The sequence below is a fragment of the Thermosynechococcus sp. PP555 genome, assembly GCF_031583225.1.
GTDB lineage: Bacteria > Cyanobacteriota > Cyanobacteriia > Thermosynechococcales > Thermosynechococcaceae > Thermosynechococcus.
On record NZ_CP134168.1, the window covers coordinates 2,514,758 to 2,528,470 of the forward strand.

Sequence of the window (13,713 nt, forward strand, 5' to 3'; positions counted from 1 at the left end):
CTAATTGACCCCATCAGCAAGCCTCACCTAGCTTTTGGGCTTCGTCTTCACACCCACCGGCCCATAGACAAGGGTTTGGCAAGCCAAGCGATAATTCTCTGGCTTACGGCGGAGCTTGCGTTCTTCCACTGGTGTGCGGGGGGAGAGGTTTTCCATACCCTCGACGATCTCAACAATACAGGTGCCACACTGGCCATAGCCCCCACAATTAAAGAGCTTGCCCTTGAGGGTATAGAGGTCAACCCCCGCTTCCATTGCTTTTAAGCGCAGATTCGCGCCGTCGGCAGCAATCACTTCTTTGTTTTCGTTAACAAACTTAATATTTGTGCCCACAAATTCAGCTTTGCTTGCCATAGGAACCGACGCTAGTTACCATTCTTAATACATTCTCATTTTGGCAGAAAAACTGCCCAACCGTAGCTGAAGTTACGGGTAAATTGGCCGTTAAACTCTTAGTAGGGAAGCGGTTGTTACCGTGATCCGGCTGCTTAATAAAATTTGTTCATGCAAACGCTAAATTTTTGTATAGGAGGAGCGTAGTCAATGGGACTACCCTGGTACCGAGTCCACACTGTCCTGATCAACGATCCAGGACGGTTGATTGCCGCCCACCTGATGCACACGGCATTGGTCGCCGGTTGGGCAGGGTCGATGGCTCTTTATGAGCTAGCTATTTTTGATCCCAGTGATCCCGTTCTCAACCCAATGTGGCGGCAGGGAATGTTTGTCTTGCCCTTCATGGCACGGTTGGGGGTCACGGGGTCTTGGAGCGGTTGGAGTATTACTGGCGAAACAGGGATTGACCCTGGTTTTTGGAGCTTTGAGGGGGTTGCCCTCGCTCACATCGTCCTGTCAGGTCTGTTGTTCTTGGCGGCCTGCTGGCACTGGGTCTATTGGGATTTGGAACTCTTCCGCGATCCTCGCACCGGTGAGCCTGCCCTCGACTTGCCGAAAATGTTTGGCATTCACCTGTTCCTTGCCGGTTTACTCTGCTTTAGCTTTGGTGCTTTTCACCTGACCGGTCTCTTTGGTCCTGGGATGTGGGTCTCTGACCCCTATGGCTTGACGGGCAGTGTCCAGCCTGTGGCACCCGAATGGGGACCCGATGGCTTTAATCCCTACAACCCCGGTGGTGTGGTTGCTCACCATATCGCCGCAGGCATTGTCGGTATTATTGCTGGTTTATTCCACCTGCTGGTACGTCCACCCCAACGGCTGTACAAAGCTCTGCGCATGGGGAATATTGAAACGGTACTCTCCAGCAGTATTGCTGCCGTCTTCTTTGCTGCCTTTGTTGTTGCCGGCACGATGTGGTATGGCAGTGCCACCACGCCCATTGAACTCTTTGGGCCGACGCGCTATCAGTGGGACAGTGGCTACTTCCAACAGGAAATTAACCGCCGTGTGCAGGCCTCCCTCGCCAGTGGCGCCACCCTTGAAGAGGCTTGGTCAGCCATTCCAGAGAAACTGGCCTTCTACGATTACATTGGCAACAACCCCGCCAAAGGTGGTCTCTTCCGTACTGGCCCGATGAACAAAGGGGATGGCATTGCCCAAGCTTGGAAAGGCCATGCCGTCTTCCGCAACAAAGAGGGTGAAGAACTCTTTGTCCGTCGCATGCCTGCCTTCTTTGAAAGCTTCCCCGTCATCCTCACCGATAAGAATGGCGTTGTCAAAGCCGACATTCCCTTCCGGCGTGCCGAGTCGAAGTATAGCTTTGAGCAACAAGGCGTGACCGTCAGCTTCTACGGTGGTGAATTGAACGGCCAAACCTTCACCGATCCACCCACCGTCAAGAGCTATGCCCGTAAAGCTATCTTCGGTGAGATCTTTGAATTCGATAAGGAAACCCTCAACTCCGACGGGATTTTCCGCACCAGTCCCCGTGGCTGGTTTACCTTCGGCCATGCAGTGTTTGCCTTGCTCTTCTTCTTTGGTCACATTTGGCATGGTGCCCGCACGCTGTTCCGCGATGTCTTCTCTGGGATTGATCCCGAACTGTCGCCGGAGCAAGTGGAATGGGGCTTCTACCAAAAAGTGGGCGATGTCACCACTCGTCGCAAAGAAGCTGTCTAGTCATTCCTAGGGGACTACTATGGAAACCATCACCTACGTTTTCATCTTTGCCTGCATTATCGCGCTGTTCTTCTTTGCCATCTTCTTCCGTGAGCCTCCTCGGATCACCAAGAAGTAGCCTCTGATCCATCAGCGAATAGGTCTTTAATACTTGCCGATCGCCCCTGCGGTCGGTTTTTTGATTTTTATGTGATGCTCAAGAGATGATGCCCGCCAATTCTCGAATCTGTCGCTCCTGAAGCCACAGTTTCTGCTAAAGTCTGTATGGCAAGGTGGGATGGCCAAGTTTGTTGTCTGTGAATTGTTAAGGAGAAACCTCTGAGTACCCGAGTCATCATTGTCCGCCACGGTGAAAGCACGTTTAATGTCCAAGAGCGGGTGCAAGGTCACAGTGATGCCTCTTCACTGACGGAGCGCGGTCACTGGATGGCAGCCCAAGTGGGTCTGGCCCTGCGGGGCATTCCCATCCGCAAGATTTACACCAGTCCCCTGAAACGGGCAAAGGAAACCGCAGAGGGCATCCATGCTCAGCTCCAAGACCCGCAACTCAAGCCACCCCATTCCCTTGATTTACTCAAAGAGATTGCGCTGCCCGCTTGGGAAGATCTGCCCTTTGCCGAAGTGAAGGCACGGTTTCCCGAGGACTATCGCCGCTGGCAGGAAGCCCCAGAAACCTTGATGATGAAAATCACCACGGAGAGTGGCCAAACCCAGGAGTTTTTTCCGCTATTGGATCTCTACGATCGCGCGGGCATGGTTTTGGAAGCGCTGCTGACGGCTCACGAAAATGAAACGATTGTCATTGTCGGCCACAGCGGTATGAATCGTGCCCTGATTTGCACGGGTCTCGGCTTGGGGGTCAAGGGCTATTTACGGCTCCAGCAGGCCAATGGCGGCATTAGTGTCCTCAATTTCAGCAATGGCTTGCGGCAACCCGCACAACTAGAAGCCCTCAATCTCACGAGCCATCTCAATGATCCTTTTCCGCAACCCCGTTTCAAGGAGCAAACGCTGCGCATCTTTCTGGTACGCCATGGTGAAACGGACTGGAATCGCGAGGGACGCTTCCAAGGGCAAATTGATGTGCCCCTGAATGAAAATGGCCGTGCCCAAGCGGCGGCGGTGGCCGAGTTCCTCAAGGAGGTGCCCTTTCACCATGCCTTGAGTAGTCCCCTACGGCGGCCCAAGGATACGGCCTTGGCGATTTTGCAGTATCACCCTGATGTCGAGCTAGAGCTAGAACCAGCCCTTGCCGAGATTAGCCACGGGGATTGGGAGGGCAAGTTTGAACCGGAGGTGGCGGCGGCCTATCCGGGGGAACTGGAACGCTGGCGCACCACCCCGGCTCTGGTGCAAATGCCCAATGGGGAAAACCTCGAACAGGTGCGCGATCGCGTGGTTAAGGCATGGGAAGAGTGGCTGAAGCGCTGGAAAACCAATGCTCCCACCCCCCACAATGTTTTGGTTGTGGCTCATGATGCCACTAATAAGGTCTTGCTCTGCCACATTGTTGGCCTAGGCATTGAAAACTTCTGGCTCTTTAAGCAGGGCAATGGCAGCGTCACGGTAATTGACTATCCCCTCAAGGGCGGTCTGCCGCGATTGCAGGCAGTGAATATCACCACCCATTTGGGGGGCGTGCTGGATCGGACGGCGGCGGGAGCCTTGTAGGCGATGGTGTGGCGACTGTTGCAACAGGTGCGGCTGCTGGATCCGGTCAACCGCCAAGATTATCGCGCCGATGTGCTGCTGGCGGCGGATCAATTGGTGGCGATCGCCCCCCAAGAGGTACCTGCTGACGCCGAAATCATTGATGCATCAGAATGGGTGTTGGCTCCCCCCTTGGTAGATCTCTATAGCCACAGTGGTCAGCCGGGTTATGAGGCGCGAGAAACCCTTGAGACACTCTTGGCCGCTGCCGCTGCCGGTGGGGTGCAGCATTTAACCCTCTTACCGACTACAAACCCCGTGATTGATGATCCTGCCGTCTGGCAAGGGCTGCAGCAGGAGATACCGCGGACGACTTGGTCACAGGTACGGGCTTGGGGCGCACTCACCCAAGGATGCCAAGGGACGGCTTTAACCGATTTAGCGGAACTGGCGGCCAGTGGGGTAGTTGGCTTTTGTGATGATCGGGGGTTGACCCATTGGCCTTTGGTGCAGCGGGCACTCACCTATGTCCAGCCCCTAGGCAAACCCGTTGCCCTTTGGCCCTTTGACCCGGCCTTGGCCGCCAATGGGGTGGCACGGCAAAGTGGGGTAGCCACTCGTCTCGGATTGGTGGAGCAACTGGTCTGCTGTGAAACCATTCCTCTATTGGCGATTTTGGAATTGGCACGCACCGTCTCAACCCCAATTCACCTCATGCGCCTGTCAACCGCTCGCAGTGTCGAGATTCTTGCTAAGGACAAACCTGAACAGGTCAGTGCCAGTGTGTCGTGGTTACATTTGCTCTTTACGGTTGAGGATCTAGCCAGTTACGATCCGCATCTGCGCCTTGACCCGCCCCTAGGAACGGCCAGCGATCGCCAAGCCCTGATCGAAGGACTCAAAACGGGGGTTATTGAGGCGATCGCCATTGACCACACCCCCTTGCTCTATGAAGAAAAAATGGTTTCCTTTGCCGAGGCACTCCCCGGTGCCATTGGTCTCGAATTAGCCCTACCCGCCCTCTGGCAGGAACTGGTTGTCAAGGAATACTTGAGTGCCCTTGACCTGTGGCATGCCCTCAGTACGGCACCGGCGCGGATTTTGAGCATTGAGCCACCCCGTCTCGAACTGCACAGTCGCAATTTTGTGCTCTTTGATCCGACGGTGACTTGGACAGTGACGCACCAAAGCCTGCGATCGCGCGCTCGCAATACGCCCTTTTGGCAGCACTCCCTGCGGGGTCAATTAGTGTCCTTTTCACCCAGCATCAACTCTGGCCGCACCCACTGATCAAATTCCTCAGCCGTGAGATACCCCAATTCCACCGCCGCTTCCTTCAGGGTTTTACCTTCGCTGTAGGCCTTTTTCGCGACGGCTGCTGCCTTGTCATAGCCGATGTGGGGGTTCAAAGCCGTCACCAACATGAGCGATCGCTGCAAATGGCGCTGAATTTGCTCCCGATTGGGTTCAAGGCCGATTAGACAAAACTCAGTAAAGGCTTGACCGGCATCACTCAGCAGTTCAATGGAACGCAGCACATTGTGAATGATCAGGGGCTTATAAACATTGAGTTCAAAATTTCCTTGACTGCCCGCGATGCCCACTGCGGCGTCATTACCCATCACTTGCACACAGACCATTGTTAGGGCTTCGCATTGGGTGGGGTTGACCTTGCCCGGCATAATCGACGACCCCGGCTCATTAGCAGGTAAGATCAGTTCTCCTAGACCACAACGGGGGCCTGAAGCCAGCCAGCGAATATCGTTGGCCATTTTCATCATTGCTGCGGCCAAGGTTTTCAGGGCACCACTGAGCATCACCAAGGGATCATGGGCGGCCAAGGCAGCAAAGGGGTTCTCGGCTTTGCAGAAGGGATACCCCGTCATTTGGGCTAATTCTGCCGCCACGCGATCGCCAAAACCGGCGGGGGCATTCAAACCCGTCCCCACGGCCGTACCGCCAATGGCGAGGGGATACAGATGCTGGAGTGCGTACTCAATATGGGCTTGACAGGCTGCAATTTGACTGGCGTAACCCGAGAATTCTTGGCCAAGGGTGAGAGGCACGGCATCCATCAAGTGGGTGCGGCCAATTTTAATAATGTCGGCAAAAGTGGTGACCTTTTCCTGCAATACGGCCAGTAAGTGCCGCACCATCGGCAGCAGTCGCTCCTGCAGCTCAATCACTGTGGCAATATGCATCGCCGCCGGAAAGGTGTCATTAGAAGACTGGCTACAGTTCACATGGTCATTGGGATGAATTGGCGTTTTGCTCCCCTTCACCCCCCCCGCCAGTTCAATGGCACGGTTAGCAATCACCTCATTTACATTCATATTGGTTTGGGTACCACTGCCCGTCTGCCAGATGGAGAGGGGAAACTGATCATCCCAGCGCCCTTCAATGACCTCATCGGCCGCTTGCATAATCCATGCCGCTTTATCGGCAGCTAAAACCCCGAAATCGCGGTTGGCGATCGCGGCTGCCTTTTTCAGCCGTGCCATGGCATGAATAACCTCGAGGGGCATGCGCTCGTGACTGATGGGAAAATACTTTAGGGAGCGGGCCGTCTGGGCACCCCAGTAGCAGTCCGCTGGTACCTCAATGGCGCCGAGGGAGTCGTATTCTAGGCGAGTTGCAATTGTCATGATTCGTCATACCGAGGGGGAAAACCCATCTCTCATCATTGCAGAAGAAGAGCCAATGCTTACCTTAGACCTATCAGAGATAGAGTGGCAACAACTGAAATAGTCTAAGTCAATATTCCGAGTCAGAGAACTTAGCGTCGGGAAATTTGGCTGGGAATGATTTAAGTTATATTGTAAAGCCGATTTTATTGCCTGATCTCTCATCAAATCAAATGAATTTACCAGTGCTCATCTAAACATAATCTCCGGGTCGTCGGAGGGCAATCAAAGGATTAGCATGTTCAATCTGATAGTTAGGGTATCGTGTTCTAGCATCTGCCACAGCTTCTATCCATTCAGGATGCTGATCGTTCCACAAGGGATGGCGGATAATTCGAATCACACTGTTGTTTCTCTGATTTTTCACAAAACCAGTTAGATTAGCAAACTGAGTAGGACTGCCATAACCAAGGTGTTGAAAAGTTGTAGAAATTGCACCAGTTACTAAACTTTGCCAAGGATTAGGGACATTCCCCCAATTAGAGGCTAAGTCTATAGTAACGGATGAGTCTCTGACCAATCGAGCCATATCCAAAGCCAATCGCCAGTCTAGGAGACCATGATAGGCAAGATTTCGATAATCTCGCAAACAGTCATTACAAGAAGTATCACAGTTTCTGCCGTGACCTTGAGAATTCAGCCAACGGTAGGCTATTGACAGAGAATTATTAGGGTCTGATTGAGCCATGACTTTCTCAAATTGATGAGGATTGGCTAAAAAATTGCAGTAGCCTGCACCATTCTCCAAACTGTCACAGAGAAACGCTTGGCCTACAACTTTGCCATCTTGAGCTAATGTACGAAATCCTGCTTGCAATTCCAGCGGATCAACATCTAAATAAGCAGAGGCGGCAATCCTGAGCCAAAAAGCGAAGGAATACCATGCCGCTCTCCCTTCTACCGTCATTGGATCAGCAAATACCCCCTCACTCCACCGGGCAATGCTTACCAAGAGAATATCACTTTTGCGGCGTGCAAGGAGTGCAATTCTATATTTCTGTCCTGAACCAGTAACAGGACTGCTCTCTTCAATGGCATCGGCAACTACATAAGCTCCTGATTTGCGTTCATTGAATACTAAAGCATCTTGAAAATTGAACCCTCCCCTCCCGCCATTATCATTGATTGAAATAATATGATCGCTTACAGAAGAAACATTAGCGTTCAAAACTAAGATTGGATTACCAGCAGGAGAATTGATACTAACAGTGGGACGTGTAGAACGAGGTTGCCACTCAAACTGCCCATCATAATTCTCTGGTTTCAAATTCGCAAAAAAACCTTTTGGTTCTCTAGCATCCAAAGAACGTAAACTTTGTTGATGGCACACAGGGCATTCAAAAAGTTGATCTATTTTACTGCCAGTAATAGATTGATCAGGTTGATAGGGATAAACTACGGCTTGACAATTACTGCATAACCCCAGTGCTTGGTTAGGCTCAGGTAAAGGGGGCGAAAAACCAGGCTTAACATCAACGTAGTTACCATTGTTTTGAGGTACTAATTCCACAACTCCACAGGCGGTATGCACTGCTCTATCTCTTACAGTCTGAGAACCAGGCGCAAACTGACCGATCGCTATATCCAAATCACGATCGATGGTTTCTTTATTTGACCATTTGGTGTAGAGAAGCCTTACCCTAGTGGGAAAGCCAAACATAGGCAAGTATCCTGCATTTGCTAATCGCTCGCTCAAATTATTTTGAGTGTAGGTAGCATCTGCCACAATACGATCAATTTCAGGAATAAGGTCATTACGAAGATAAGTCAGAAATTGAGAGTCTTCTGTGCTTAAATCAACTTGGATTTTTAATGCCTTTAAAATAGATAGAATTTTTGACTCATTAGAATTATCCTGCAACCAAGCAATAATTTGAGGTTTGTATTTATGCCAATCGTCAACTTTGCCAAACTCACCATGCACGCTATCAGTTAGCTCCAAAGAGCTACTAATCCCTTTTTCTTTAAATGACTGTCGTAAAACTTCCTTGATCAACACTCGCTTAAAAATCTCCTCACTACGCATATCCACATAGGGTGGGGGAGGGGAATCACCCGTGATGCTTTCTGGGCGCTGAAAATAAAAATCGTCATGACTTCTACCCCTACAGAAAGTAACCGCTAGAGAAACTCCTGCACTACGCCGTCCCGCCCGTCCTACCCGTTGCTGATAGTTGAATCTGCGGGGGGGCATATTAGACATCATCACCGCCAGTAATGCTCCAATATCTACGCCAGCCTCCATTGTGGTCGTTACGCTTAAAAGATCAATTCCTTGAACTCTGGGAATTTCTTGATTAATGAATACGTCTTGAAACCAGCGCTGGCGCTTTAGTCGCTCATCCTTATCCGTTTGTCCTGTGAGTTCTGCCGCATTCATCCGAAAAGGATTCCCCGACTGCTCCGAAAGATAAGTGTAGTAATCAAAATCCGATCTGCTTTGGCTAGGTTCAAGCCTTACTATTGGCGCATTTTTATTTTTGGAAGTATTGCATTCAGGACAAATTTCACCCGCAGGATGAAGATAAAAAGCATTGCATTGGGGACAGCGATAACCGGGGCGAGTGCCATCACTATTCAATTGTGTAGGAGGAGGTACAAGATAAAGTCTGTCTGGATTGAGAGCAAGACAATTACCACTGGCTATACCTGCCTTAGAGTCAGCAAGCTGTCGTAGAACATCAGCGGAAGAAACATTAGCGATACGGTTACAATATCTTTCAGAATAGCCGGGCAATTTTTGATTAGTCCCTTCATGGAAATAACTGGAGTACCTATGAAGTCGGCGGGTGCCTAATTGGCGAACGACAGCATCCACGACTTGAACCAAAACATCAGAGGCATTCCCGACAGGTGAATAGCTAACCCACCCTTGTCCAATATTCTCAAGTACCCTAGCTGAATGAATGAATATAGCGTACATCATCTCATCAGCTAATTTTGCTTCTAGGCGATCACAATGATTAGTCTGTTCAGGAGTAATAGGATATACTTGAACCACTGGTTTGCCCCAGTCATCTGGCCAGTCATAGCACTCAAACCAAGGATGCCATTCTTTTCCAGCGCCCTGACCTACTGAGTAGTTTAGAGCACTGAGATCAGTCCCCCCTGGACAAATTCCATACTGCAATAAAGCGTCTCTTAATTTGCGCCTTAAATCCAAGAGGGGCACACGATTTGGATAGTCTCGGAGCATTCTTAGCCATTCAGTTCTAGCACTTTCATTTTGCGCACGTTGATTTCTCATCCATCGTTCAGCTTCTCTTGCGATTTCTAAATATCTATTGCTAAACTCATCTGCTTTATGGGTATCAAATGTCTCAGGAGCAGTGATAATTTTCTCATACAAAGCTGGATTGGCATTTTGGATTAAACTAGAATTAAGGGAAGGGTTTTCTGCGTAGAAATTTTTTAGATATTCTACGAAGTCTGTCCAATAATCTTTGAAAGATTGAATTAGTAGTAATCGCACCATATCTCGATAGTGATCTCGCTCCATCCCCGCCGCCAGTTTTGCCGCATCTTGACGACTATCAGAAAAAATCACCAATTTACGGGAAGACCGAATACTTTGAGGGGAAGGAGCAGGCATTTCTCTCAACAAGCCGCTTGCAATCACCTGACAAGCCTTCTGAAAACCTGTGCGATGGGTACGCAGTGGAGTTGGAAATATTTTTCCTTTGCCGTAGTCTGCATCACAACGAGGACATTTACTAGGAAAAGCGGAAGCTTCATCTGAGCGACTACCCATCACTTGATAAAGCCAACCTGGTACCTGATTTTTCCTTGGCGGTGTATTCGACTGATCAAGCATTCCAGTTACATGATCTAGTTTTGCTTTAGTCCATTTACAATTAATTCCATTGTGAGTCCATTGCTCATCTTGAGGTTGAGTTTCCCAAGGATTGCGATCATTAGGTAGGGGCCAAAAAATGCGATAGTTGCCATACTTTTGACTTAATATAACTGCATCTGGAATTCCTTCCAAGTCAGGTTGATCAGGAGTGAGAATTTCCACAGTAGTATTTCCTACCTTTCTTGTAGCTTTGTATCCGCCCACTAGGACTTCGCCACAGACTTCACAAACAATTAAATCTAAGACACGAGAACCGCAGGAGCAAGATAAACTATGGTTGGCATGAATTGCTCCTATAGTTGGTCTACTTGGTTTTGGCTGACTATTTCGTAACTCTCGATCAACGGCTGGATCAGTACAATTGGGATTAGTACAAGCCCAAAGATTTTGCAAATTACGGAAAAATAAATGACCTCTCACTGGTTGGGGCGATCGACCGTTAGCTAAGGTACTCATTCCCAATGCCATTAAAAATCCTCGCATAGCATCAGAAGTAAGCTGTCCTGGTTCTCTAGCATTCGGAAAAAGCTGATCATCTAAATCTCTTACATCAGTAGCACGAACACTACCATTGACGGCTCTACAAGCATCTCTGATAGCATCTGCCGCTTCTATTTTTTCTAGAGCTTCACCCAGTTGTCTGCGTGGGTCAGAGTCACCACTGGAAGTTCCTAAATTTTCTGCCAAAGTAGTTATGTATGGCAGTGATGATTCAAGATCAGGTGGTTGCATGGGACGAAACGGATCGGGCTGAACTGAGCGAGCAAACTGAGCAAAAACATCGCTATATTGATTGATATTTAACCGTGCTCCTTCTCTAGGTGGAGTTTGCTCCCCAGTAATAAACCTAAAGTCCCCCCGACCAAAAAACTGCCGCAGAAAGTCATTTCCCTCTTGTCCTGCTTCTAAACTAGCTGTGGTCGTTAAGATTCTCAGTTGGGGTGAATCAGCAGTTAAACCGAGGCGATGGTATAACAGGCGAAGGATGTAGGCAACTTCTGTACCCGGTGTACCCCGATAGGCATGCAGCTCATCAATAATTAAGTAGAATTTATTTTCTGAATTGCTTTCTAACCATCTCTTTGTAGCATCAAATATATTGTTTTCGATACTTCGCATCATCATGATATTCAGCATTGAATAGTTGGTGATCAAAATATCAGGGGGATGGTCTTGCATATCCCAGCGCGATCGCATTTCACCACCATCTAATCTTGGAAAGTAGAAGCGTAAATCCGGCATGTCATTAAGCACTGATGGATCACTTTCAATACCACTTTGAAGATTTTTATATTCTTCTTCCATGCGTTGCATGATCGTTCTCAATTCCCCGAGCTTTTCCGAATTTTGTACTCGCCCATGACTATGATTTAGCCTAGTTTTTGTTCCAGGTACAGGGGTAAGCCCTGTGTAGCGTCCAAAGGTAATGCGGTTTCCTGCTCTAGTACGATCGAGCCATTCATGCACAGTAGGACTATCTAAAACTTTGCGTAATCGGCGTAATTGGTCTTCTACCAAAGCATTCAAGGGATAGAGAATCAAGGCGCGTACAGCTGCAGGACGAGTTTCATGGCTCCTTTGAGCAACCCAATCACCACGAGGATTATCAGTTTCATCCCACCAGCGTTGATTTGCAGGTTTAGTATTAGGTGCTGTCCAGCTTTGAGATTCTTTGGCTAACTCAGCTAAAAGTGGCAAGAGAAAGCACTCTGTTTTACCCGATCCTGTTCCCGTTGTAACCACAATATCTCTTTGATCAACGATCACCTCTTGTAAACTTTGCCATTGATGCTGATAAAGCTGAATTCCATCATCAAAGAGAGTTTGTCCAAGTTGGTCTAAGTCTTGATACTCTCTTGGTAAATTTCTTGCAGCCTCAGACAAGCTCATGCCTGATGGGGGATAAATTGGTAATGGCTCAACTAGGGGTGGAATACTCAGGACAGGATTATGGGGATCACGAAGAAATTGCAAGCGGCGATCGCGTTCTTTGGCTAGGGCAGGATACCGCAAGGGAAATGCACTCTTGATGTAAAGTTGATAAATGCGATCAAGTCTTTGGTATGTGCCAAGTAAGTCATGCATAACTACTGCTCAGTTAGTGTAATCTTGAGAGCTTCTGAAATTTCTCTAGCCAGCCGTGAACTAATTCTAGTGTAAATCAAGAAGCCATCTCGGTAGGTAGGTAACATGCCAGATGCCATAACTAAATGAGATTCATAAATCTCTGGCAACCTTTGAGCCCTAGGAATTGCCAAAGTTTTTTCTTGACGATTGTAGTAAAACTCAACATTCTGCCCAAGCGATAGAATTGCCAAAAATCTTAATCCATACCAATCACCCTGTAACCATGATTGTGTATTTTGATTGTAGAAAAAATTATATCTAAGCCGTCTAGAGTCTTTTGTCCAAAACTGATAAAATCCCGTTTCATTTTGGAAAATACAATCAATAAAGTTTGCTCCATCAAATCTCTTCAGATCAAAATTAAAAGGGAGAACACCATCAATTCTATTCAAACTATTCTGCCAATCATTAAGACTGAGAATACTTGAGGATTCAGCTAAATTAATAGAATATCCAATCTTTTGAGCTAGAATTTCAATCGTAATTTGACTGGGCAATATTAGCTTAATTCTGGGAGGTGCTTCCCCTCTTGGCTGATGTCTTTCCTTTAGTGATCCAAATTCTCTAAGCCTCTGTAAAAAGCAATGGCTACGTTGACCATGAAGTAAAAAAGTCTGATCGCTAGGTTCAGAATCAGTACCCACATGTACTAAAGAGGGCGGATTAACTTGCCATTTAGAGCCATTATCAGAGGTAGTTAAATGATTCAGTAGTTTTAGCCGCCTTAAAATGCGCTTTGGCTCATGGAGATCAAGAATTTCACAGGTTTTCTTAAAGGATTCCCATGTGCCGCTTCCTGAAGTAGATAGCCAATAAAGCAGATGTTCATGCTTAGTTGAGAATTGCCTAATTTGCTCATCACTGAGATTTTGAGTTTTAGTACTATCAACTAAGGCGAAAGGACTCTCACGAATAATTTTTTGGGATCGGTATGGAATAGGATTTGTGTAATCTTGGACATCATGTGCTGCGCCAACCATTGGTTTAATATCGTCAATAGTAAATTGGTTACGTTCCTTGCCAACAGGAAAATTAAAACATTGTTCCTTTAAGCCTTTAATAAAACTATCTACTTCAGGTGGGATATCCCCCATTTCTATGCTCTCAATCGCGATAAAAAAGTAATATTCCCCTTTTGGTTCTTTTTCGATTCTTAATAATGGTATGTACGGTACAAGATTTCTAGACTGAACTGACCTAGATATAACTTTGATTAGCTGTTTAGGTTTTAATTTCTTTGTACTTTGCTTAAATCCCATATACCATCTTACTGATCTTTGTCTACTTGTTCTCTCTTGTCTGGATTGGGTCATGATTAAC

Annotated in this window: 8 protein-coding genes; 4 read left to right on the top strand and 4 right to left on the bottom strand. The window is 47.9% G+C overall.

Features of this window, described 5'->3' with window-relative positions; genetic code table 11:
* Positions 1 to 27: 27 nt before the first annotated feature.
* Positions 28 to 354: a 2Fe-2S iron-sulfur cluster-binding protein gene (locus RHH27_RS12350; protein WP_302677405.1), complete on the bottom strand. Its 327-nt coding sequence runs from the start codon at positions 352 to 354 to the stop codon at positions 28 to 30.
* A gap of 189 nt (positions 355 to 543) precedes the next feature.
* On the opposite strand from RHH27_RS12350, the gene psbB reads away from it, so the two are divergent.
* The 4 genes from psbB (at position 544) to RHH27_RS12370 (ending at position 5,016) form a co-directional block, all read left to right on the top strand.
* A complete protein-coding gene (psbB, locus tag RHH27_RS12355; RefSeq protein WP_149819834.1) occupies positions 544 to 2,076 on the top strand; it encodes a photosystem II chlorophyll-binding protein CP47 in 1,533 nt (510 codons plus the stop codon).
* Positions 2,077 to 2,095: 19 nt separating this feature from the next.
* Positions 2,096 to 2,194 carry a photosystem II reaction center protein T gene (locus RHH27_RS12360; protein ID WP_011057371.1) on the top strand — a complete coding sequence of 33 codons (99 nt, stop codon included), beginning with the start codon at positions 2,096 to 2,098 and terminating at the stop codon, positions 2,192 to 2,194.
* 260 nt (positions 2,195 to 2,454) lie between these two features.
* Entirely contained in the window at positions 2,455 to 3,747 is a 1,293-nt protein-coding gene (locus RHH27_RS12365) for a histidine phosphatase family protein (protein ID WP_302677404.1), read from the top strand.
* Positions 3,748 to 3,750: 3 nt separating this feature from the next.
* A complete protein-coding gene (locus RHH27_RS12370; RefSeq protein ID WP_302678418.1) occupies positions 3,751 to 5,016 on the top strand; it encodes a dihydroorotase in 1,266 nt (421 codons plus the stop codon).
* Here the strand turns inward: RHH27_RS12370 and fumC are convergent.
* The 3 genes from fumC to RHH27_RS12385 form a co-directional block, all read right to left on the bottom strand.
* Complete coding sequence (fumC, locus tag RHH27_RS12375) at positions 4,968 to 6,371, bottom strand: class II fumarate hydratase (RefSeq protein ID WP_302678419.1); 1,404 nt, start codon at positions 6,369 to 6,371, stop codon at positions 4,968 to 4,970. The two genes, RHH27_RS12370 and fumC, sit on opposite strands and share 49 nt — an antisense overlap.
* A gap of 232 nt (positions 6,372 to 6,603) precedes the next feature.
* Entirely contained in the window at positions 6,604 to 12,351 is a 5,748-nt protein-coding gene (locus RHH27_RS12380) for a DEAD/DEAH box helicase (RefSeq protein ID WP_302678420.1), read from the bottom strand.
* 2 nt (positions 12,352 to 12,353) lie between these two features.
* Positions 12,354 to 13,706 carry a hypothetical protein gene (locus RHH27_RS12385; protein ID WP_302678421.1) on the bottom strand — a complete coding sequence of 451 codons (1,353 nt, stop codon included), beginning with the start codon at positions 13,704 to 13,706 and terminating at the stop codon, positions 12,354 to 12,356.
* Positions 13,707 to 13,713: the final 7 nt, after the last annotated feature.